The organism is Oceanobacillus sp. FSL W7-1281 (assembly GCF_037969835.1).
Lineage (GTDB): Bacteria > Bacillota > Bacilli > Bacillales > Amphibacillaceae > Oceanobacillus > Oceanobacillus oncorhynchi.
This window is the reverse complement of record NZ_CP150214.1, coordinates 3,889,963-3,913,164: the sequence shown is the minus strand read 5'-3', so window position 1 is coordinate 3,913,164 and position 23,202 is coordinate 3,889,963. Positions and strand designations below refer to the sequence as shown.

Annotated in this window: 17 protein-coding genes; 12 read left to right on the top strand and 5 right to left on the bottom strand. The window is 39.6% G+C overall.

The genetic code is table 11. The annotated features are described in order from the left end of the window. Window positions 1-56: 56 nt before the first annotated feature. Window positions 57-1,382: an alpha/beta fold hydrolase gene (locus MKX55_RS19210; protein ID WP_246528974.1), complete on the bottom strand. Its 1,326-nt coding sequence runs from the start codon at window positions 1,380-1,382 to the stop codon at window positions 57-59. Between the two features lie 364 nt (window positions 1,383-1,746). Here MKX55_RS19210 and MKX55_RS19205 point away from each other — a divergent pair, with 364 nt between their 5' ends. Together MKX55_RS19205 and MKX55_RS19200 are read left to right on the top strand one after the other, a co-directional pair. Then, complete coding sequence (locus MKX55_RS19205) at window positions 1,747-2,154, top strand: secondary thiamine-phosphate synthase enzyme YjbQ (RefSeq protein ID WP_212928388.1); 408 nt, start codon at window positions 1,747-1,749, stop codon at window positions 2,152-2,154. Window positions 2,155-2,182: 28 nt separating this feature from the next. After that, complete coding sequence (locus MKX55_RS19200; protein ID WP_212928387.1) at window positions 2,183-2,923, top strand: tyrosine-protein phosphatase; 741 nt, start codon at window positions 2,183-2,185, stop codon at window positions 2,921-2,923. 63 nt (window positions 2,924-2,986) lie between these two features. Here the strand turns inward: MKX55_RS19200 and MKX55_RS19195 are convergent, their stop codons facing one another. Both MKX55_RS19195 and MKX55_RS19190 read right to left on the bottom strand, forming a co-directional pair. Beyond that, entirely contained in the window at window positions 2,987-3,355 is a 369-nt protein-coding gene (locus MKX55_RS19195) for a hypothetical protein (protein ID WP_212928386.1), read from the bottom strand. Window positions 3,356-3,453: 98 nt separating this feature from the next. After that, window positions 3,454-3,705, bottom strand: a complete 252-nt coding sequence (locus MKX55_RS19190) for a GlsB/YeaQ/YmgE family stress response membrane protein (protein ID WP_212928385.1) — start codon at window positions 3,703-3,705, stop codon at window positions 3,454-3,456. Between the two features lie 471 nt (window positions 3,706-4,176). Here MKX55_RS19190 and MKX55_RS19185 point away from each other — a divergent pair, with 471 nt between their 5' ends. The 4 genes from MKX55_RS19185 to MKX55_RS19170 all read left to right on the top strand — a co-directional run bounded on the left by MKX55_RS19185 (window position 4,177) and on the right by MKX55_RS19170 (window position 12,894). Next, window positions 4,177-6,147: a methyl-accepting chemotaxis protein gene (locus MKX55_RS19185; protein WP_212928384.1), complete on the top strand. Its 1,971-nt coding sequence runs from the start codon at window positions 4,177-4,179 to the stop codon at window positions 6,145-6,147. Window positions 6,148-6,380: 233 nt separating this feature from the next. Beyond that, window positions 6,381-8,342: a methyl-accepting chemotaxis protein gene (locus MKX55_RS19180; protein WP_212928383.1), complete on the top strand. Its 1,962-nt coding sequence runs from the start codon at window positions 6,381-6,383 to the stop codon at window positions 8,340-8,342. 237 nt (window positions 8,343-8,579) lie between these two features. Next, entirely contained in the window at window positions 8,580-10,553 is a 1,974-nt protein-coding gene (locus tag MKX55_RS19175) for a methyl-accepting chemotaxis protein (RefSeq protein ID WP_212928382.1), read from the top strand. Between the two features lie 367 nt (window positions 10,554-10,920). Further along, window positions 10,921-12,894 carry a methyl-accepting chemotaxis protein gene (locus MKX55_RS19170; protein WP_246528973.1) on the top strand — a complete coding sequence of 658 codons (1,974 nt, stop codon included), beginning with the start codon at window positions 10,921-10,923 and terminating at the stop codon, window positions 12,892-12,894. 479 nt (window positions 12,895-13,373) lie between these two features. Here the strand turns inward: MKX55_RS19170 and MKX55_RS19165 are convergent, their stop codons facing one another. After that, window positions 13,374-13,544 carry an aspartyl-phosphate phosphatase Spo0E family protein gene (locus MKX55_RS19165; protein WP_084612842.1) on the bottom strand — a complete coding sequence of 57 codons (171 nt, stop codon included), beginning with the start codon at window positions 13,542-13,544 and terminating at the stop codon, window positions 13,374-13,376. 427 nt (window positions 13,545-13,971) lie between these two features. Between MKX55_RS19165 and MKX55_RS19160 the strand changes: the two genes are divergently transcribed. Together MKX55_RS19160 and MKX55_RS19155 are read left to right on the top strand one after the other, a co-directional pair. Further along, window positions 13,972-14,781: a flagellin gene (locus tag MKX55_RS19160; protein WP_339234223.1), complete on the top strand. Its 810-nt coding sequence runs from the start codon at window positions 13,972-13,974 to the stop codon at window positions 14,779-14,781. A gap of 134 nt (window positions 14,782-14,915) precedes the next feature. Beyond that, window positions 14,916-17,456, top strand: a complete 2,541-nt coding sequence (locus MKX55_RS19155) for a YheC/YheD family protein (RefSeq protein WP_339234222.1) — start codon at window positions 14,916-14,918, stop codon at window positions 17,454-17,456. Between the two features lie 270 nt (window positions 17,457-17,726). Here the strand turns inward: MKX55_RS19155 and MKX55_RS19150 are convergent, their stop codons facing one another. Further along, window positions 17,727-18,623 carry a LysR family transcriptional regulator gene (locus MKX55_RS19150; RefSeq protein WP_339234220.1) on the bottom strand — a complete coding sequence of 299 codons (897 nt, stop codon included), beginning with the start codon at window positions 18,621-18,623 and terminating at the stop codon, window positions 17,727-17,729. A gap of 118 nt (window positions 18,624-18,741) precedes the next feature. Between MKX55_RS19150 and hutG the strand changes: the two genes are divergently transcribed. The 4 genes from hutG to MKX55_RS19130 all read left to right on the top strand — a co-directional run bounded on the left by hutG (window position 18,742) and on the right by MKX55_RS19130 (window position 23,174). Next, a complete protein-coding gene (gene hutG, locus MKX55_RS19145; protein WP_339234217.1) occupies window positions 18,742-19,692 on the top strand; it encodes a formimidoylglutamase in 951 nt (316 codons plus the stop codon). 25 nt (window positions 19,693-19,717) lie between these two features. Further along, window positions 19,718-20,914 (top strand): sodium/glutamate symporter, encoded by a 1,197-nt coding sequence (gene gltS, locus MKX55_RS19140; protein WP_339234215.1) that lies wholly within the window; start codon window positions 19,718-19,720, stop codon window positions 20,912-20,914. A gap of 327 nt (window positions 20,915-21,241) precedes the next feature. Beyond that, the gene (locus MKX55_RS19135; RefSeq protein WP_339238585.1) at window positions 21,242-22,144 is read left to right on the top strand and encodes a leucine-rich repeat domain-containing protein; all 903 of its coding nucleotides are present in this window, start codon (window positions 21,242-21,244) and stop codon (window positions 22,142-22,144) included. Between the two features lie 214 nt (window positions 22,145-22,358). Further along, a complete protein-coding gene (locus tag MKX55_RS19130; RefSeq protein ID WP_339234213.1) occupies window positions 22,359-23,174 on the top strand; it encodes a flagellin in 816 nt (271 codons plus the stop codon). The last annotated feature ends 28 nt before the right edge of the window (window positions 23,175-23,202 follow it).

Below are 23,202 nucleotides of genomic sequence, written 5' to 3'. Positions count from 1 at the left end.
TAATCCGGCTTTCAAATTGTAAACCAGATTAGTGGAGTTCAGGAATTATTGCTGTATTATTCCGCCTGTTCATGAATCCAATTGCTGATATCCTTGATAACCTGTTCATCCACATGACCGGGAATATTGTATTCAGCTATCGTGCCTTTATTTTCCCCTTGGGATAGAATAAAGTTATGGTTAAGGTCCGGATAGGTTTTTAATGTTGCCTGCGATTCATTTGCAAAAATATCTTCCCATGCAGCGAAGTCATTCTCCACGGTGACCTGAAAGTCTGCTTCGCCCTGAAGAATAAGCAGTGGTTTATTGGAATCAAGCGCGATTTGGCCGACATCGTATTGATCCATTTCACGAAGGTAATATCCGCTCATTCCGCCAATGTCATATTCCATGGCTTCTTCTGGAGACATATCTTGAAAGCTTTCGGCAAGCTCTTTAAATGCATCTGCTTGTTTCTGCAGCTGTTCTCGTGCTTCTTCACTCAGATTATCAGAAGCTAAATCTAATTGCTGATTGTACAGGATTTCCCATAATGACCGAGGAGAGCCTGCTAAAAGAATCATGCCAGCTGTATCTGCTTCGTCGTCAATGCGCGGCGCCAGCATTCCTCCGAGAGAGTGTCCATTGATGTATACTTGATCCGTCTGAATTCGGTCGTCCGCTTGCAGCATGCGGGCTGCTTCCACTGCATCATCCACCGTTTCTTCCTTAACGGTCAGTGCCGCCCCCAGCTCTTCTACCATTTTTTCTCCATGTGTATACGTACGCTTATCATAACGTAACACCGCAATTCCTTCTTCTGCTAACCCATAAGCAATATCCTGAAAGGGTTTGTAGCTAAAAATAGTTTCATCCATATCATTTGGACCAGAGCCATGTACAAGCACCACAGCTGGATATGGTCCGCCTTCCTCATCAGGCAGGGTCAATTTTCCATTTAAGGGGTAGCCGTCTTCCGCTTCTATCGTGATATCCTCTTCCACTGCAGCATCAGGGAGGGCTAATTCCTCCATTGGGCGCTCTATTTGTAAGCTCTCCAGTTTTTCTTCTTCATTCCAATCCATAGTTACCTCCATTCGTGCATCATCAAAAATGACTTCACCGGAAACAGCTGTCTCGTCATCATCTGCGGTTGCTTCCAAATTACTTATTTCTTCAAATGTACTCCCACGATTGGCTTCCCAGGACAGCTGTAATTCGTCTGCAGGGTATGATTCCTGCAGTTCATCAGAGAAATATTGGTCGGTAATTTGTTGATATTCCTCCTCTTGCAATTGCTGAAGCACTTCTTCTGCGTTCTCTTCCGCTGTGCTTTCCTGACTCGAACAGGCAGAGAGGAGGAAAAAGGCTAAACCAGCCAGAATTATGTATGTTTTTCGCAACATCATCATCCTTTTCATATAGTTTGTGTTTCGCTCAAATGATTGAAAGAGCATATAAAGCCTATATCCTATCGTACGATTTGCGAAGGGGTTATGTTTCAAAACTGCCTAATTATTTGTTGGTTTGTCCATATTTCGTTAAGATAGGATTATAATTGAAAGAACGCATGATAGAATGAATTTTTAGAGGATGTTCAAAAAGTCCAATAAAAATGACACGGCGAATTTCTGCGTTGACGAATTTTTTCCGATACTCACGTATTATAAAGCATACGCTCCGTTCGTAAAAAATTCGTCGCCTTGAACTTCTTGGTCCTTTTCATCATACTTTTTGAACATGAATTTATGGAATGAGGTGGGAGACATGACTACAAATGCAATCGAATTTCAAATAAAAACAACGAAGAAGCAGGAGTTTGTTTTCTTGGATAGCCAGCTGGAAGAGATTCTGGATCAGAGCGGTGTGCAGGAAGGAATCATGCTGGTATATTGTCCGCATACGACCGGCGGGATTACAATTAATGAAAATGCTGATCCGGATGTACGGCGTGATTTATCGCTTGGCTTGAACGAAACCTTTCCAAATAAAGAAGCTTATGTCCATATGGAAGGCAATTCGGACGGACATATGAAATCATCTGTTGTCGGTGCCAGTGAAACATTGATTATTTCCAATGGACGAATGATTTTGGGAACATGGCAGAGTGTCTATTTCTGTGAATTTGACGGGCCGAGAACACGGACAGTGTACGTGAAGATAATAGAAGGGTAAGGTTTGTAAATAAAGGGGAGGCAGAAGCGTGACAACAGAAACTTTATTGTTTAATCCGGAAAGGCATATTGCATTAGAAGGAACACAAAATATTCGTGATTTGGGGGGCTATCCAACGGAGGATGGCAAGCAAACAAAATGGGGAAAGTATTATCGGGCAGATTCTCTGCATCAGGTGAGCCCTCGGGGACATGCCTTTCTGCAAAAGGAAAGAGGCATTCATACCGTTATTGATTTACGCATGAGCATGGAAGGGAAATATCGAAAAGAGGATAAAGCACGTTATGATTTTCATAATATCCCCTTGCTGGATCCCGCTACATTTACGACTAAAATGCCCAAAACTCTAGTGGAAATGTATATCTTGATGTTGGAGACCAGTAAGCCGAAATTTAAACAAATCATGGATATTTTTCTTGAGAATAAAGGAAATCCGGTTCTATTCCACTGCCGGGTCGGGAAGGACCGTACAGGTGTCCTTGCCGCTATTTTATTAGATTTAGCAGGCGTGCCAAGAGATATTATCGTGAAGGATTATGCGCTGACGGGCGAGTATAAGAAGATAACGGATGAAGAGCTTCATCATCGTCCGCCGTTGATGTCACGCAATCAATTTAAAGCGATGCTGAGCTGCGAACCTTCTTACATGGAAGCATTTTTAGATTATTTGTATAAAGAATATGGCAGTGCGGCTGATTTTCTGAAAGTGATTGGTTTGAAAGAGGAAGAAATCACTGCATTGCGAGATGATTTTATAGAGGAAGTATAAAAAAGGGAGAAAAACGGATGAGATTTGTACCGTTCTTCTCCCTTTTTGCTATTTCCCTGTCTTCTAATAATACGGAGGGTAAGGGTAGCCGTTATAATACCCAGGTGGTCCGGGCGGTCCAGGAGGTCCGGGTGGACCCGGCGGGCCATAATATCCCATTGGTCCAGGCGGTCCTGGAGGTCCGGGCGGCCCAGGAGGACCATAATATCCCGGTCCTCCGCCAGGGCTAAAAGCGCTGCCCAATAAACCGCCGGCTAATCCGCCGATGAACGGGAAAAAGAACGCACGCTGTTCTGGTGCATGCTGATTAAACGGCTGTCCCGGGTATGCATTATATGGTGAAGCAGGCATATCAAACTGCTCAGGATGCTGATAATCCATCACTTGATATTCATCTGCATGGGAATACGCATGATTCGGATCAGGTTGCATATACATTCCTCTTTTCTGCATAAGCTATATACCTAACTTATGCAGCTGCTTCAATTATGTTCACCTATTCCTCCGTATCGTCTTTTAGAATCCGGTCATTAACGGCGGAATAGTCGCATGATGAAACTGACAATCACAATAAGGATGATTGCACCAATCAGAGCGGGCACAATAAAGAATCCGCCTATTTCAGGTCCCCATTGTCCAAATATTGAAGAACCGAGCCATGCTCCAATGAAACCAGCAAGAATATTTCCGATGATTCCGCCCGGCAAATCCTTACTTACTATTAATCCGGCTACCCAGCCGATAATTCCGCCAACAATTAGACTCCAAATAAAACTTAGCATAATAATCATTCCTTTCTATATTTTATTTATCCCCAACTATATAAACTTTAAAACGAGAAATGCTTCATTTTTTAACAAAAAATAGAAAAAATGATTCAGAATTCCTAGTATGGAAAATAAAAATGAAATACAGCTATAATTTTTAGGTTGAAAGTACTTTTATAAATAAAAAAGTTAATAGGTAATAAGGCGTGTTCACCCTGTGGAAATCGTGGATATTTTATTGAAATCAATCTTTCATACATGAAACTTTTATCCTTATATACTGTATTTAGATTTTTATGATTTAATGTTAAAGCGTTATTTCTATTTTATTATTTGATTCTAAAGGAATTATAAATTAACTTTATATCCCTTTTATTTCTTTTTATTGGAATTAATAAAAATATTTTATAATATTTATTGTATTTAGATACATTTTTTCAGTTTTCTTCCGATAAATAATTATAGACAATTAGGAGAGATGAAAAAATGAAGAAATTATTTAAAGCCAAAGGAATCCGGTTTAAGTTAGTCTTATCTTTTTTCTTAATACTACTCGTGCCGGGAATAATTGTAAGTACGATGTCATTTTTTACTTCAACAAATACTGTAGAGCAGCAGAAGCGGGACCAGGTGCAGGAATTAACTGCGGTGATGAATCAGACTATCAATAATACTTTTGAGCTGAAGCAGAGGGATATGGAAGTCTTATCAAGCGTAATTACAGCCGATGTTATAGAAGATACAGCCGAATTAGATCGAAGAATGTCTGAGTATATAGAGATTCATGAAGAGGCTCCGGAATTTTATCTTGGAACGACAGACGGCGATTACCATATGCAGCCGGACTTAGAGATGGAGGAAGGCTACGATCCAAGAGAACGTGACTGGTATCTGGAAGCCATGGCAAATCCGGAAGAAGTCATTATTTCTGATCCATACCTGACAGCAAGCGGAGACGGGCAGATAGCGGTCAGTATTTCGAAAGCGCTGGAAGATGGTTCGGGAGCCATCGGCATTGATGTCTCCATGGACTTTATACAACAGCTTGTATCAGAAATGAGCATAGGAGAAAATGGATACGCTATCCTGCTGGATACGAATCAAAACTTTATTTATCATCCGGAAACAGAAGCTGGAGAAGGTGCAGAAGAAGCTTTCTATCAGAATATGTATGGGAATGATTCTGGGACGTTCGACTATGATTACAATAATATGTCTAAAATTATGGTTTATGACACGAACAGTTTAACAGGATGGAAATTGGGAGGAACGATTGACCAAAGTGAAGTGGAGGCTGCAGCCAGGTCTATCTCTACCCCGGTTACCATTGTACAGGCTCTGACGATAGTCATCGGAACTGTCTTTATTTTATTTCTGATCCGTTCGATTATCCGTCCAATCAAGGATTTAAAAGAAAAAGCAGAAGTCATCAGTACGGGAGACTTAACGCAGTCAGTGGAAGTCAAAACAAATGATGAGATTGGCGAGCTGGGCACCGCTTTTAATAAAATGAGTGAGAGTCTGCGGGAGCTGGTTGGCGAGGTGGAATATAATGCGCAGCAGGTAGCCGCCTCTGCACAGGAATTAAATGCAAATGCTGATCAGATGACAAGCTCATCGGAGCAGGTTTCACTGGCTATCCAAGAGGTATCCTCCAGCGCAGAGCATCAGTTAAGCGGTACGGAAGATGGTGTGAATTCGCTGGAAGAAGTATCTACAGGGGTGAACAGAGTTGTCGAAAGCTCTGCCCAAGTAACCGAGTTCGTGCAAAAAATGAATGAACAGGCAGAGGTCGGCGGACAAGCTGTAAGCAACACATTAAATCAGATGACCTCGATTCAGTCATCTGTTGAAAATACCAATGAAAATATTTCATCCTTATTAGAACGGTCGAAGCAGGTCAGCACGATTTTAAATGCGATTACCGATATTTCCGAACAGACCAATTTGCTTGCATTAAATGCTGCGATTGAAGCAGCCCGGGCTGGAGAGCATGGGAAAGGCTTCGCGGTCGTGGCAGATGAGGTGCGAAAGCTGGCTGAACAGTCGAAGCTATCTGCTACGCAAATCAGGGAAATCATTGTAGGAATCCAGAAAGATGTTGAAAATGCAGTGGATAAAATGGGACAGGTTACTTCTAATGTAAACAGCGGACTGGACATATCCTATGATGCCATCGATAAATTTGGTGAAATTCTCCGCTCCAGCGAAAGCATTAAACCGCAGATGGAAGAAGTAACTGCCATTTCGGAACAAATGTCTGCCGCTGTAGGACAGTTAATGGAGACTGTGAATAATCTGGCCTCCATCGCCCGCAATAATGCCGCATCCTCTGAGGAGGTAGCCGCATCTTCTGAAGAACAGCTTGCCTCCATGGAGGAAATCTCGGCATCTGCGAAATCACTTTCTTCCATGGCAGAGGATTTATCGGAGAAAGTGTCAAAGTATAAATATTGAAAACTATATCGCTATTTAACAAGAAGTAAAACCTACAGCTGAATGAAGTTTCACCCTAAAAAAGTGCAGCAGTGAAAAAAACATTGCTGTACTTTTTTATATGGCATTTTTAGGTAATTGAACATAATAAAAAAAGCGTTTACAGGACTAAATAACGAAAAAAAGTGTTCATTTTCTTATTTTCCTGCCGATAGATAAATATAGAAGCTTTTTAGCAGTAGGGGAGGACAACTATGAAGAAGACGGGAATTCGATTAAAGTTAATTGTATCATTTGTTTGTATGCTGTTAATTCCAGGCATTGTTATTGGCTTTATGACGTATAACAGCTCTTTGAATACATTACAAACGCAGCAGGAGAACCAAGTAGAAGAAATTATCACGATTATGAATCAGACCATTGATAATACATTTACTTTAAAGAGCAGAGATGCAGAAGTATTAGCGGGACAGATTCAAGGTGAATCGGTAGATAATGGATCCGAGGACTTAGCTGCAACTTTCAATCAATATTTTAATCTGCATGATGAAGTAGTATCCGTTTATGCTGGTTCTGAGGATGGAGCATTTATGGAAGCGTCGACGGATGAGATAGAGGGAGAGTATGATCCGCGAGAGCGTCCATGGTACATAGATGCAATGGAGAACACAGGAGAAATTATTGTTTCAGAGCCTTATGTTTCAGCGGGAGCAGATAGTGATATGGTCGTCACCGTTTCGAAAGCTTTAGACGATGGTTCAGGCGTTGTCGGTATCGATTTATCGATTGATTTTATTCAGGAAGTAGCGTCAGGAATTCAAATTGGTGAAAATGGTTATGCGATGCTACTAGACGAAACACAGCATTTTATCTATCATCCGACAGTAGATATTGGCAATGAAACAGAAGAATCTTTCTATGATCATCTGTATGAATCAAATACGGGCGAATTTGAATATAACTATCAAGATACAGATAAAATTATGGTTTATGGAACCAATGAATTAACAGGATGGAAAATTGCCGGAACGATTGATTATAGTGAAATTCAGTCAGAGGCAGCTTCTGTTTTTAACACATTATTAATTGTATTAGCTGGTGCTATTGTGATTGGACTGGCTGTGACGGCAGTGATTGTCCGTTCCATCGTGAAGCCGATCAAAGAATTGAAAGAAAAAGCACATATTATCAGTACGGGTGATTTGACGCAATCAATTGAAGTAAAAACAAATGATGAAATTGGTGAGCTGGGCATAGCTTTTAATGAAATGCAGGGCAGCTTAAAAGAATTAATTCGTGATGTGGAATTCAACGCTCAGCAGGTTGCTGCATCTGCAGAAGAATTAACTGCGAATGCCGATCAGATGACAAGCTCGTCTGAACAAGTATCTCTGGCTATTCAGGAAGTATCCTCCAGCTCGGAAACACAGCTGAATGGTACAGAAGACAGCGCGAATTCATTAGAAGAAGTCTCTACAGGGGTCAGCAGAATCGTCGAAAGCTCCTCGCAAGTAGCAGAGCTGGTAAATCAGATGAGCGACCAGGCAGAAATTGGTGGAAAAGCGGTTACGGATACGTTGAATCAAATGACATCGATTCAATCTTCCGTGGATAATACAAATGTCAATATCACCTCGCTAATGGCACGTTCGAATGAGGTAAGCACGATTCTGAAGGCCATTACGGATATTTCGGAACAGACGAACCTGCTCGCATTAAATGCAGCGATTGAAGCAGCCCGTGCCGGAGAGCATGGAAAAGGATTTGCTGTTGTGGCAGACGAAGTGCGGAAGCTGGCCGAGCAATCGAAAACCTCTGCTGGAGAAATCAGTACCATCGTTCAAGGGATTCAACAGGACGTAAAAGACGCCGTTGAAAAAATGTCCCAAGTAACTGCCAATGTAGATAAAGGTCTGGAAGTATCGGATGATGCGATGGATAAATTTAAAGGAATTGTCCGATCCAGTAAAGATATTAAGCCGCAAATGGAAGAAGTTATGGCCATCTCAGAGCAAATGGCAGCTGCGGTACAAGAAGTTTCTTCCACTGCGAATGACCTGGCATCGATTGCCAGAAATAATGCCGCATCTTCTCAGGAGGTAGCAGCTTCCACAGAAGAACAGCTTGCCTCTATGGAAGAAATCTCGGCATCCGCAAAATCATTGTCCACGATGGCAGAGGATTTAACAGAGAAAATTAATCAATACAAATACTGATAAAGACTGGTTTTCGTCATGAAGAGCCGGACCTATCTATTCCAAAGCACTGGAATAAGGTCCGGTTTTTTATTAGCTGTTATACATTAGAAGGATAAAGAATCGTGGGTATTTTGTTTTATTAAGCTAATTTCGTTCTAGAATCGAAGTAGGGAAACAAGGAAAAATGATTCATTTTACATAAATACAGCCGATAAATAATTAGAAGAATTTAGTAAAAAAAGGAGGCTGGAAAGAATGAAGCAGAAAAAAGAAACAAATGGAGTAAAGCGAAAATTAGTGATATCCTTTTCATCTATCTTAATTATACCGATTGTTCTCATTGGCTTTTTAACGTACAACAGCTCTGTCAATACCATGCAAGCACAGCAGGAGGAGCAGGTAAATGAAATCATCACCCTGATGGGACAGAACATTGATGAGACGTTCGAGCTGAAGGGCCGGGATATTGATGTATTTGCCGAAAATACTAGAGGAGATCAGATAGAAGAGGGAGACGATGAATTGACCCTTATTATGCATCAATATTTGCATTTTCATGAAGAAGTAGAAGAAGTTTTCTTTGGTTCAGAGGAAGGCACCTTTTTGATTGATGCGGAAACAGAGGTCCCGGAAGAATTTGATCCGCGTGATCAATCCTGGTACATACATGCAATGGAGAATCCGGGGGAACTGATTATCTCTGATCCGTATCAAACCACAGCAGTTAATGGAGGAATGGTCGTTACGCTGTCCAAAGCATTAGAAGATGGCTCCGGTGTTGCGGGTATTGACTTAACGATCGACTTTGTCCAGGATATGGCATCCACTGTTAACATCGGCGAAAGCGGTTACCCGATTTTAATAGATAGAGAAGGAACAGTTATTTTCCATCCTGACAATGAAGTCGGGACGCAGCTGGAAGAAGCATTTACTTCGTCCTTATTGGAACAGGAATCAGGCGTTTTTGAATATGAACAGGATAATGAAGATAAGATTTTAGTGTATGATACAAATGAACATACAGGCTGGACACTTGCGGGAAGCATTGATTACAGCGAGGTTCAAAACAGTGCAGCTTCCATTATAAAAACACTTATCATTGTGATGATTGTTGCCTTTCTCATCGGTGCCGGGATAAATGCAGTCACGATTCAATCTATCCTTCGTCCGATTAATGGTTTGAAAAGAAGGGCTCAGGTGATTAGCACGGGAGATTTGACGGAAGAGATCAAAGTGGCCAAAAACGATGAAATCGGACAGCTTGGCAATGCATTTAATGACATGCAGCATAGTTTAAGAGAATTAATCAGCGATGTGGAAATGAATGCCCAGCAGGTTGCAGCGTCAGCGCAGCAGCTGACTGCCAATGCTGACCAATTAACAAGCTCGTCCGAACAAGTATCGCTTGCTGTTCAGGAAGTATCATCAAGTGCAGAAAATCAGTTAGATGGAACAGAAGACAGTCTTCGTTCGCTAGAAGAAGTGTCAACAGGAGTAGGAAGAATCGTAGAAAGTACGACCAGCGTTTCCGGCTATGTAGATCAGATGAACGAGCAGGCGAATGTAGGCGGACAGGCTGTAAGCAACACATTGAATCAAATGACATCCATCCAATCATCGGTAGAAGATACAAATAAGGATATTCATTCCCTGTTAGAACGCTCGAAAGAAGTAAGTACGATTCTCAAAGCGATTACCGATATTTCCGAGCAGACCAATCTGCTTGCATTAAATGCAGCGATTGAAGCAGCGCGTGCGGGAGAGCATGGAAAAGGATTTGCTGTGGTCGCAGATGAAGTACGCAAGCTTGCCGAACAATCGAAAACATCTGCCAGTGAAATCAGTGTTATCGTCCAAGGCATCGAAAGGGATGTTCAAAATGCGGTGGAGAAAATGAAACAGGTCACGACCTCCGTAAATGATGGTCTAGACGTGTCCTATGATGCCATAGATAAATTTGGCGAAATCATACGGACAGGCGAAACGATTAAACCACAGATGGAAGAAGTGACAGCTACGTCAGAAGAAATGTCTGCTCTTGTGGAACAAGTGACCTCAACGGCAGATGGTTTAGCATCCATTGCCAGAAATAATGCAGCATCCTCGGAGGAAGTAGCAGCTTCTACAGAGGAGCAACTGGCATCGATGCAGGAGATTACTGCGGCTGCGAAGTCTTTATCTGCCATGGCCGAGGATTTGACGGAGAAGATAAAGGTTTATAAATATTAAGGACCGATATAAATATAAAGAACTGCAGTGAAACGAGATTTCAGAGAGAATGTCGTTATCATCTGCAGTTCTTTTTTGTTAGGTATTTACTCACAATTAAAATGGGGAAAATAGAATGAAAGTTATAAAATAGCAAATTTATATTGAATTCATGAAAAATCAACCGATAAATAGTAGGTATGAAATCTTGGGAATAAGTACTGTATTTTGTAATGAAGGAGTGATGAATTAGGTAATAGATACTGTATGCTTGTTTCAAAGATTAGTTGGCCTGTTCGTGTAAACAGCTGGTTCGATAGATGAATGAACATACAAAGCATGATAGAACATCACCAGAATGAAATATTACAGCGAGGGAGAGTCAGTTGTGAAGAAATTAACCAAACCAAAAGGAATTCGATTTAAATTAGTAGTATCCTTCTTTTTCATGTTATTGATACCAGGAGTAGCAATTGGAATAATGACCTATTTCAGCTCCATCGATTCACTAGAGCAACAGCAAACAGAGCAGGTGAAAGACACTGCAGAGCTGCTGAACCAGACAGTAAATAATGCCTTGGAATTAAGGATAAGTGATTTGAATACATTTGCTGCGCAATTTAACAGCGGGCAGATAGAGGATGATGAAGAGACCTTAGAACAGGTATTAGGACAATATAAGGGAATGAATGAGGAAGTCTCCGAGGTATATATGGCTTCCAATGACGGCGATTTATTTTATAGACAGCCGGATACAGAACTGCCGGAGGGATTCGATGCAACCGAACGTGATTGGTTTATCAATGCGGTGAATAACCCTGGCGAGGTACAGATTTCAGATCCATTTGAAAGTGCCAGCGAAACAGGAACAGTAGTCAGCATCACCAAAACATTGGACGACGGTTCCGGCGTAATGGGGGTAAGTCTCTATATCGATTCTATCCAGCAACTGGCTTCAGAGGTTTCAATTGGAGAGAATGGCTATGCGGTCATTATTGATCCACAGCAAAAATACGTATACCATCCAACCTTTGAAACAGGGGAAGAAGTGGAAGGCGGCGTATTAGGAACGATGTTTGAAGATGCGTCAGGAAGCTATGAATATAGCCATGATAATATATCGAAAATCATGGTGTACCAGACAAATGATTTAACTGGATGGAAGCTGGCAGGAACCATTGATTACGATGAAATCAAAGGAGAGGCGGCATCTACCTTAACGACGATGATAACAATTATTGTCATTACCTTAGTGCTGGGAACAATCATTATTCTATTCTTGATTCGTTCTATCACCCGTCCGATTCAGAGACTAAAGGAAAATGCAAAAGTCATCAGTACCGGTGACCTGACACATTCGATTGAAATAAAAACAACGGATGAAATCGGCGAGCTGGGACAAGCTTTTAACGAAATGCAGGAGGGCTTGAAAACGCTGATCCGTGATGTCGAATATAATGCCCAGCAGGTTGCCGCGTCGGCAGAGGAGTTAAATGCGAATGCCGATCAGATGACAAGCTCGTCTGAACAGGTATCCCTAGCTATCCAGGAGGTGTCCTCCAGCTCGGAAACACAGCTGCACGGTACAGAGGAGAGCGCGAATTCGTTAGAAGAAGTATCTACCGGTGTTGGTAGAATCGTTGATAGCTCCACAAAGGTTTCGGATATGGTGACACAAATGAGTACACAGGCAGAAGTCGGAGGAAAAGCAGTCAGCGATACCTTAAATCAAATGACATCGATCCAATCGTCTGTTGATGATACCAATCTGAATATCGCATCCTTACTGGAACGGTCGAAGGAAGTAAGTACGATTCTAAATGCCATCACCGATATTTCGGAGCAGACGAATTTACTGGCACTGAATGCAGCGATTGAAGCGGCGCGCGCCGGCGAGCATGGGAAAGGATTTGCTGTGGTAGCGGATGAAGTCCGTAAATTAGCAGAGGAATCCAAAACATCTGCAGGCGAAATCAGCTCCATCGTTCATGGTATCCAAGACGATGTCCAAAAAGCAGTGGAAAAAATGTCTCAAGTGACATCCAATGTGAATGATGGTTTAGACGTGTCCTATGATGCCATTGATAAATTTGGAGAAATCCTGCGTTCCAGCGGAGATATTAAACCGCAAATGGAAGAAGTCATGGCCATTTCCGAGCAAATGTCAGCAGCAGTTCAACAGGTAACAGCCACTGCCAATGACCTTGCTTCCATTGCCAGAAATAATGCGTCGTCTTCAGAGGAAGTCGCTGCATCTACTGAGGAGCAGCTCGCCTCGATGGAAGAAATCTCTGCATCTGCTAAATCACTGTCAACGATGGCAGAGGATTTAACAGGAAAAATCGCAGAATATAAATATTAAGAAAGCTGATAGAAAAAGAAGGATTTCCTATATAGGAGAACCCTTCTTTTTCTGTATGATGCTTGCACATCCATATTTTTTAGCTGTCAAGCTGAATTCATATTCATTTTTGGCGTAGACAAACCCTATCGTTTGTCCACACCAAAAAGATGGAGTACAGCCTTATTCTTTCTATACATACTATCCATTCATATGTTGTCTTAGTAGAACATGGCAATTTGTTTTGCTTTTACAAGAAATACAGCAGTGAACAATTATCAGCCAGTATCGCTATGAGCTATCAGCGTCTTCGTAGAATGGGTTTATTTTTACTTATAGGAAAGTTAATTATTTTAGCGATTATTTTGTGAGGGTTGAGTAACTGTAGTTCCCAGAAGTATTTTCTAGCCTGACTAAAATTTTTAAACAATCATATAAGTGCACCGATGTTGATAGGACGAGTAGTGCTTGTCCTAATGAAAGCAATCCTGCGTTAGTTGTTAAGTTGATTTGCTACTTTGTTTTAAAATCTGATCTAATTGGTTCAGTAATTTATCCAGCGATTGTGATATTTTTAATAAATTCGGGTCGTTTGGATTCTTTTCATAAACTGCATACATTTCTTTCCGTTTCGTTTCAATCTGCTTGTTCAATTCATCAATTTCCGACATACTCTCACGCCCTCTCCAATTACCAAATAGAAGTTAATTTGGATGTGGCATAAAAAGATATGATAAGGCTTTAAGCAAAATTCTAACAGGAAACGGGAGAAAAATAAAATAAATCAACTGTTCTAATTAATGGGAAGGTAGTTATAAATAGTAAGTTCATGTTAGAAATATCCTGTATTTTATAAAAAGGTAGAAGGTTTTTGCGGCAAAAGAAGCAGGGGAATGAATAAAAAAAAGAATTTAAAAAAATTATAAAAAAAGCTTAAACAATTTGTCCCCCTTGCCGATATAAGAAATAGGTCATCAAAGGATGATTCGTTAGGGCCTTAACGATTATTATTTATTTTGATATTGACCTAAATGGTTAATATAAATGAGTTCACAAGGATGTGGCTCAAAAATTACAATTACATGGAGGTAAGGAATTATGATTATTAATCACAATATTTCCGCAATTAACGCTCACCGTCAGTTGGGAGTAAACCAAAACGGAGTACAAGGATCTTTAGAAAAACTTTCTTCTGGTCTTCAAATCAACCGTGCAGGAGATGATGCTGCTGGGTTGGCAATTTCTGAAAAAATGCGTGGACAAATCCGTGGGTTGGAGCAAGCATCTGTAAACGCACAGGATGGTATCTCTTTGATTCAGACTGCTGAGGGTGCTTTAAATGAAACACATGACATTTTACAACGCGTGCGTGAACTAGCTGTAAAATCTTCCAACGATACAAATACAGATGAAGACCGTGCTGAAATTCAAAAAGAAGTGACAGCATTATTGGATGAAGTGGACAGAATTGCTGGTCAAACTGAGTTTAATACGCAAAATCTTTTAGGCGGAGAGTTAGAAGTAACCTTCCATATCGGTGCGAATGAAGGACAAAGCATTCAAGTAGCAATCGATGCTATGGATGCAAGTGCACTAGGTATAAGTGATATTGATCTTAGCACACAAGAAGGCGCAGATGCAGCTATTACAACTATCCAAGAGGCAATTGAAACTGTTTCCGGACAACGTTCTGCATTAGGTGCTGTACAAAATCGTCTTGAGCACACAATTAATAACTTAGGTACATCTGCTGAAAACTTAACAGCAGCAGAATCTCGAATTCGTGACGTTGATATGGCAAAAGAAATGATGGAATTCACGAAGAACAACATTCTTTCTCAGGCGGCTCAATCGATGCTTGCGCAAGCAAACCAAGTACCTCAAGGTGTACTTCAATTACTTCAATAAGAAAAGATTATAAAAAAAGATCCCAGCTGGGGTCTTTTTTATTTTATGATGAACTTTATAAAGTAGACTTTTCATCCGATATTATATATATAGAACTAACTTGCATGCTGTGTAAATAGTAAAGGAGTTTTCGTATGGAAAAATTAGAAGAAAAACAAATATTTCAACTAAAAAATATTATTGATACATTATTGGAAGCAACCGAGCATTTTTCTAAATTAATCAAAGAAAAAGAACTCCATCAAAGTATATTTATATTCAATTCTATTGTAGAAGGAGCAACCGCAATTGAAAATTTACTTAATAGAGCTGAAATAAAGATAGACGATATAGAAACAGAGAAAATCAATAAGCCATTATTATTCATTGCACGAGAAATGGAGAAAAACAATTTTTCAAAAGTATCCGAAATAACCCGATTCTCTTTACAGCCGCAATTAAGAGAATTAAAAAAGGCTTTTCAAGAAAGTAATGGCTATCATTCTAATCAGAAAATAACAATTGGTGTTTATCTTGACCCGAACAACCCAAGAAAAAGCTATCCAGAATCTAGAATTAAGGCACTTGTAGTAGAAGCGGAAAAACAAGAGGCCAAATTGTTATTTTTTTCTTCGGAAGATGTTAACTTTGAGACAGAAGAAATAAAAGGAGATATGTACATAAATAATTCGTGGGAAAAAGTTTCTCATTCTTTTCCTGATGTTATTCATAATGTTGGAATTACTCCAAGGATAAGACAATCACTAACAGAAAGAAAATTGAGAAGAAAATTACCATTTACAAGTTTTGGTGTGGAGAATAAATTACATTTACCTAAGAAAATGCTGCAGTATTTGACGTTTGCTGATTTATTGGTGCCTTTCAAAATGGTTACAGATGAATCCATTGTAATAGACTTTGTAAATGAGAATGGAAAAGCTGTTTTAAAACCTATTGTAGGGAGAAGAGGATTAGAAATTTACTTTGTTAAAAAATATAAAAATCATTATATTGTTCAAGATGATACAAAGGAACGCAGATTTAATCAAGCGGAATTAAAAAACTGGATATATGAAATTGCTTTGCGTAAAGGTCGTCATTATATGGTCCAACAATATGTCGAAGCTCGCACTAAAAATGAAGAGCCATTTGATATTCGATCTCATGTTCAAAAAAATGCAGAAGGGAAATGGCAAATCACAAAGATATATCCGCGTATTGGAAATAAAAAGAGTATTTTAAGCAATATTAGCCGCGGTGGTAAAACAGATGATTTAGAGGCTTTTTTAATACATGAATTTGGAGAAAAAGGAAAACAGTATAACAAAGATTTGAAGCAACTATCATTTGATTTAACACAGCATTTAGATAAAATATATGGATTAGTACTTGATGAACTAGGGTTAGATATAACCATTGATAAAACAGGACGTTTCTGGCTGCATGAAGTGAATATGGGACCACAATCTACCTATCATGAGAAAGAACGGGCAGTGAATACTATTGGGTATGCAAAGTATATTGCAGAAAATGGAATTTATTTAACCAATAGCTCGCAGCGGTTAACTAGTAAAGGACAATTTAATGCTAGAAATACCAATTTACCTTGGGCCGAGTTAAGTAAAAAAACAAGTATTGGCATGCTTGTACCGGAACAAGGAGAAAATGAGCTGGCTATTGCATGTGCATATGTAGCCAAATATGAAGATGTTGACTTCTTTTACTTTTCGCCGAAGGATATAGATTATGATGAAATGTTTATCAAAGGATATTTTTATGAAGATAAAGAATGGATTTCGAAAGTAGTAAATTATCCAGATGTCATTTATGACCGTCTCAGATTAAGAGGAGTAAAAGGGCATAATACCATATATGAAGAATTAGAAGGAATTCCTTTTACCAATGAATTTTATGGGAATTCAATCAGTAAGCTGGAGGTTTATGATAAGTTAACGAAAGCTAAATCAGTTGACGATGTAATTATTCCGTATCAAAAGGTTGGTAAAGTAAGAGATATATTTCGTTTTATTGAGAAATATGGGACAGTTATTGTTAAACCAGAAATAGGCTCCTTTGCTAAAGGAGTGCATCTTATTCAAAAAATTGAAATGAATAAATACTTTGTAGTGGATGGAGAAAAAGAAACTTATCATAGTGAATTTTCTTTATCAGATTATTTAAGAAGTATGATAAGAAAAGATACGTTTATTCTTCAAAGATATATAGAAACTAGAACGAAAGAAGGAAATCCATTTGATATCAGAGTCCATATGATGAAAGATGGTAACGGTGAATGGTCTTTTACTAATAGTTATCCCAGAATTGGTATTAATTATGCTACCATTTCAAGTACTGGAAACGGGGGCTATATTGGTGGATTAGAGGGATTTCTAAATAGAAATTTCAATGATAATGATTCAAAGTTAAAGCAAAAAATAGAGAAAATATCTTTAAACATTGCTGCTAGTTTTGAAGATTTATATAAGAATGAATTAAGTGAGTTAGCATTGGATTTAGCAATAGAAAAAAATTCTACTGTTTACTTGATTGAAGTTAACGTTAATAAACCAGGAATTATTTATTATGAATTTGAAGTAGCTAAACATGCGATACCTTATAGTGTTTATTTAGCGGAGTTTGAAAAGCAGAAAAGAATGATTGCTATAGATCCAGATATATCAACAGATATTGAGTAAGTAATTTAAAGGTTTAAGCAAGTGTAAGTAGATAATCAATAACGTATGATAATTAAGAACCGTTGCACAATCAGGGAACTGATTGTGCAACAGTTTTTTTGTGAAGGCAAAAAACTATAAAAGTATACTCTCGTATATTATTAACTTATGACCAATAAAAAATAAATGTACGTAAATTCTCGCTAATTATTAATTATATTTATTGATGGACTGGAAGAAATGATTCTTGCGGTTATTGGACCCGACTTCATTGACTCTTACTATGCCTATTCAGAATTTAAAATCCCCCTCATGAAACGCACAAATAGTCTCTATAGACCTATGAATCACAGGCGGCAGATATCTCGAACGATTTTTAACAAGATATACATTTCTTTTTAACATCGGACTTTCCAGCTTTTTAATATGCACATTTGGATGGTTGGGTGCATTGACATAGTTTTCCGGAACAATGGTAATTCCAAGGCTACTTTCCACAAGGTGATAAGCTGTTTCAAATCGTTCAATTTCGAATTGGATATTGGGATGGATACTTGCGTCTTGAAAAGCCTTTATGATATCAATTCTCGTTTGATAGCCCTCTTTGCATAAAATGAAGGGCAGGTGCTGTAAATTTTCTATCGTAAGCGAAGCTTCAGATTGAAGAGGGTGATTCTTTGGAAGTAATACGACAAGATTTTCCTCATATAAAAAGATGGATTCGAGCTCTTGTGTATCAATAAAATGGTTGGTTATTGCAAAGTGGATTTCATAATTTAATAAAGCATTTTGAAGCTCAGACAAGCTGAGTAATTCTGAAATTTGAATATGGATGGTACTGGAATCCGATTTGATTTTTTTGATTATCTCACTGAACCAGTTTTTTGCCGTTTCAATCATACTGATTGAAAGCTCCAAGGGACCTTCTAATCGCAGCCGCTCCATTTCCTTCTCCATATCATTCATCTGGGTTATGATTTTTTTGGCCTGGTTATAAAAGATTTCTCCTTCCCGGGTAAGCTGAATAGAAGGCTTTCTTCGATGGATCAGGGACATTTGCAAATGCTCCTCCAGCTTCTTGATAGAAATACTTAAAGAAGGCTGTGAAATATGCAGCTGTTCCGCCGCTCTTGTAAAATTTTTTTCTTCAATTACTTTGATAAAGTATTGCAACTGAGTTAAATCCACAAGCAATTCCCCTTTAATTATAGTTTCAAACTATCGAATAATAAATTATATATATTAGTGATTATACTACACTAAATTTATAATGAAGGAAATCAATTTATTGTAACGGAGGGATAATATGTATCACGAACCTGCGAAGGAATACTGGAAAGGCAGGATAGACAGCACCTCCGATAAAGACAGCTTTCGTTTCCATCAAACGATCTCATTAGAAACAACGGAAACCATGGATATAGAAGAGAAGACGATTGCACTTATCGGTTTTGAGTGTGAGGAGGGGGTCCGCCGGAATAAGGGAAGGCTCGGCGCGAAGGAAGCTCCTAATAAAATTCGGAATTTTTTATCGAATATGCCCAGCTCTGTTTTAGGAGGTTATTCTCTTTCCGATGTTGGTAACGTTTCCTGTGAAGGTGAGAATATGGAAAAGGCTCAGATGGAGCTTGGTGTTCATTTGAAAAAAGTCTATTCTCAAAACACGGTTCCGATTGTTATCGGCGGCGGGCATGAAACGTTATTTGGACATTATTTAGGCGCAAGATGCCATTTACAAAAAGAGGCGCGTCTCGGAATTATTAATATTGATGCTCATTTTGATATGAGGCAGGAGAAGCAGCCTTCTTCCGGGACGATGTTTCGGCAAATTCTTGAAACTGATGAGAATGCGGGCTATCTCTGTATTGGAATTCAGCCTTTCTCCAATACAAACGCGTTGTTTCAAACAGCAGATGAATTAGGATGCCGCTATTTTCTGGAGAATGACGTAAAAGAAAATATGGATGCCGTTTTTCAAGCTATCGATGCATTTAGTGCGGAGCATGATGCGATTATTTTTACATTATGTACGGATTCCATTTCTGCCAGCGAAGCTCCGGGAGTCAGCGCGCCTGCTGCGTTTGGTCTGTCTGTTTCCGATGTCCGGAAATTATTAAGTTATATTGCTTCCAAAGATAATACGATCAGCTTTGATATTTCAGAGGTCAATCCGGCTCTGGATGAAAATGACCGGACATCGCGCTTGGGAGCAGCTTTGATTATGGAGGTTATTAACGCATTTACTAAGAAAAACTAAGAAGGAGAAAGGGAGGACAAATAAGATGATAGAATTTGATCAGGTTACCACGATATTCTTTGCATTAGCTGTTTTTATGTTAGGAACGTTTCTTAACTATAAAATGCCGTTTCTCAATAAATTCTGTATACCGGCGCCAGTGGTAGGAGGGTTGCTGTTTGCTTTAGTGATTACCCTTTTACGCGGATTCGATATTGTAGTTATTAATCTGGACACGTCATTACAAAATTTATTTATGCTTACCTTTTTTACAACAGTCGGTTTAGGAGCCAGCTTCAAGCTGCTTAAAGTGGGCGGGAAGCTGTTAATTATTTACTGGCTCGCTTGCGGATTTTTGGCTTTGGCTCAAAATGTTATCGGTGTTTCCATGGCCAAGCTGCTGCATCTTGATCCTTTAATTGGTGTTATGGTAGGTGCGGTATCGATGGAAGGCGGTCATGGAGCGGCAACTGCATTTGGCAGTACCATTGAAGAGATGGGAATAGAAGGAGCCTTGTCCATTGGATTAGCAACAGCAACAGTCGGCTTGGTTGCCGGCGGTCTGATAGGCGGTCCTATTGTTAAATTCTTGATTAATAAATATCAATTAAAGCCAACGGAAGCTGAGGAAATCTCAAACGAGGCGATGGGAGAAGTACCCCAGCAGAATGAGAAAATAAATTCCAGATCATTTATGGTCCAAGTCTTTATTATTGTGTTTTGTATGGCTGTCGGAACTTACTTGGGAGATTCCTTTACCTCGTGGACAGGCTTTGTCCTTCCTGGATATGTAGGAGCGATGTTTGTCGCTGTTATCGTAAGAAATATTATTGAACGCGTTTCGGAGGATGTTATCCAAATGAAAAGCATCGGTATTATTGGGGATATCACATTGGGTATCTTTTTATCGATGGCATTGATGAGTATTCAATTATGGGAAATTGTTGATTTAGCTTTACCGCTTTTACTGATCATTTTGGTGCAAGTGATCTTTATGGTGTTATTCAGCATATTTGTCTTATTTAAAATGTTTGGCAAAAACTATGACGCTGCCGTGATGATTGGCGGATTTACCGGTCATGGACTAGGTGCAACGCCGAATGCGATTGCCAATATGGATGCCGTCGTATCGAAGTTTGGACCATCACGTAAAGCATTCTTGATTGTTCCGCTGGTCGGTGCCTTCTTAATTGATGTTTTTGCAGTGCCGATTATCATTACAACGATTAATTTATTTAGCTAGTTCACTGTATCATTTTTGATTAAAATATGAATCCTCTCCTTCTTTATTATATTTAGAAATAACAACTCTATCATGCAGGGTTGAAAGGAAAACTGTCGCAGAATTATATTTTGCGGCAGTTTTTTTCTGTTCCACGTTAGGAAAGTATAAAACTTTAACGCAGAAGAATTTCAATGTAGTAAAAATTTTTAGGTGCCAAGTATAAGTGCAGCGGTTTTGATGGGGCGAATAACCGCTGCCCCAACTAAGGCATTCGCCGAAAGGCTTAGCGAATGCCAAGATTTCTTTGTGTATTTTTACAAGTGTCTCTAATGGAGTTCGGAATCGATAACCTCTCTGAAAGGATTACAATATGCAGAGAATTTACGAGAGTTAAATTTGATGTCAAACGCCATTAGTGATTTAACGCCTTTATCCAACTTAGTGAATTTAGAAGGGTTAACTTTATGGGATAACGATGTCAGCGACATAACGCCGTTGGAGAACTTGAGAAATCTATCTTATTTAGATTTAGATAATAATGCGATTGAAGATCTTACTCCTTTATCGGATTTAAAAAATTTAGAGACTTTACATTTGGATGATAATGCAATTAATGACATTACTCCATTAAAAGAATTATCCTTAAAGGATATGTATATTTCTCTGTATGGGAATAATTTCAACGATGATGATACAATCCAATATTTACGTGATAATGGAGCTATAGTCGGCTATTACTCTACAGAGAGTGATGAAGAAGACGAAACAGAAACACCTGACCCAGATGATGATTCCACCGATCCAGAAGGGGAAGGCGATACACCAAATCCAGAAGGAAACGAAGATGAAAACGGAGAAACAAATAACGGCACTCCGGACCCTGAAGAAAATGAAGAAGGAACCGGAAACTCAGAAAATGAAACGCCAACTCCAGCAGAAAACGAAGAAAGAACTGGAAATTCAGAAGATGATACACCAGCTCCAACCGAAGTAGAAGGCAGTAATGGGGAAGCAAATAATGCCGCTCCCAATACAGCTGGAACAACGGGCGGCAGTGAAGCATCTGGAAACAATTCCACCGCTCAGGAAAGCCAGAGTGATGTACGCGGGGAATCAACAGCGGAAAGGCTCCCGAATACATCAACCAATGCGTATAATTGGTTCTTGACTGGAGCGATATTTCTTTTCGCAGGTAGCTATATGTTAATTTTTTATGCATATAGACATAAAAGGCTAAAACACGGATAAATAAAAGAAGCAGCGCTCGTCCTTGCAAGGAATGCAGAGGAGAGCGCTGCTTCTTTGATATTAGCTTCCCTGCTGATATAGATGGCTATGATTTTCTCTAAAATCAACCCAAAATAATAAAAAAACCTCCTCAATCACTTCACTTACCTGCCAAATCAACCGATATACCTAATAACAAGTAAGATACACCTTAGGAAAGGTGGAGTTATTATCGATGCGTCTCAACAATAATGTAATGGCGTTTACGATTTACAATAATATGAATAATCATTTTGCCATGGCTCAGAAATCGATGCTCCGTATCGCAACGGGCAAGCGGATTAACAGTGCTGCAGATGATCCGGCAGGGCTGGCGATTTCCGAGAAAATGCGTGCGCAGATTCGCGGGTTGAATATGGCCATTCGGAATGCACAGGATGGCATCTCGCTATTGCAAACGGCGGAGGGTGCAGTGAATGAAACGCATGCGATATTACAGCGGATGCGGGAGCTGAGCGTGAAGTCAGCGAATGGGACTTATTCGGAATCGGACCGGAAAATCATGCAGGATGAGATGAATCAGCTCCGGGAAGGGTTATCACAGATTGGACGGGATACCGAATTTAATACACAATCTCTATTAGACGGTTCCTTTACCAATAAACGTTTGCAGATTGGCGCCAATGCGGGGCAGTATATAGAGATATCGATTGGCGATGTACGGGCAGCTGCGCTGGGTATAGATGAAATCGATATTACGACACAAGAAGGCGCAGATACAGCCATCGGCATTTTAGATGAAGCGATAGAGAAGGCATCCTCACAGCGTTCCAGTCTTGGAGCTGTACAGAACCGGCTGGAGCATACGATCAATAACCTCTCCAATACAGTTAACAACCTGACTCAGGCAGAATCGCGGATTCGGGATGCGGATATTGCAAAAGAGATGATGCTTTACACCAAGCACAGTCTGTTGGCGCAGGTTGCCATGGCCATGCTGGCTCAGGCAAACCAGCAGCCGGGGATGATATTGCAGCTTTTACAGAATTAATTTTAAAAATGAGAACCTGAAAAAATAT

Coding starts and splice junctions, on each gene's coding strand:
- MKX55_RS19205 (WP_212928388.1), top strand. CDS start 1,747: ATGACTACAAATGCAATCGAATTTCAAATAAAAACAACGAAGAAGCAG.
- MKX55_RS19195 (WP_212928386.1), bottom strand. CDS start 3,355: ATGCAACCTGATCCGAATCATGCGTATTCCCATGCAGATGAATATCAA.
- MKX55_RS19190 (WP_212928385.1), bottom strand. CDS start 3,705: ATGCTAAGTTTTATTTGGAGTCTAATTGTTGGCGGAATTATCGGCTGG.
- MKX55_RS19185 (WP_212928384.1), top strand. CDS start 4,177: ATGAAGAAATTATTTAAAGCCAAAGGAATCCGGTTTAAGTTAGTCTTA.
- MKX55_RS19180 (WP_212928383.1), top strand. CDS start 6,381: ATGAAGAAGACGGGAATTCGATTAAAGTTAATTGTATCATTTGTTTGT.
- MKX55_RS19175 (WP_212928382.1), top strand. CDS start 8,580: ATGAAGCAGAAAAAAGAAACAAATGGAGTAAAGCGAAAATTAGTGATA.
- MKX55_RS19165 (WP_084612842.1), bottom strand. CDS start 13,544: ATGTCGGAAATTGATGAATTGAACAAGCAGATTGAAACGAAACGGAAA.
- MKX55_RS19160 (WP_339234223.1), top strand. CDS start 13,972: ATGATTATTAATCACAATATTTCCGCAATTAACGCTCACCGTCAGTTG.
- MKX55_RS19155 (WP_339234222.1), top strand. CDS start 14,916: ATGGAAAAATTAGAAGAAAAACAAATATTTCAACTAAAAAATATTATT.
- hutG (WP_339234217.1), top strand. CDS start 18,742: ATGTATCACGAACCTGCGAAGGAATACTGGAAAGGCAGGATAGACAGC.
- gltS (WP_339234215.1), top strand. CDS start 19,718: ATGATAGAATTTGATCAGGTTACCACGATATTCTTTGCATTAGCTGTT.
- MKX55_RS19130 (WP_339234213.1), top strand. CDS start 22,359: ATGCGTCTCAACAATAATGTAATGGCGTTTACGATTTACAATAATATG.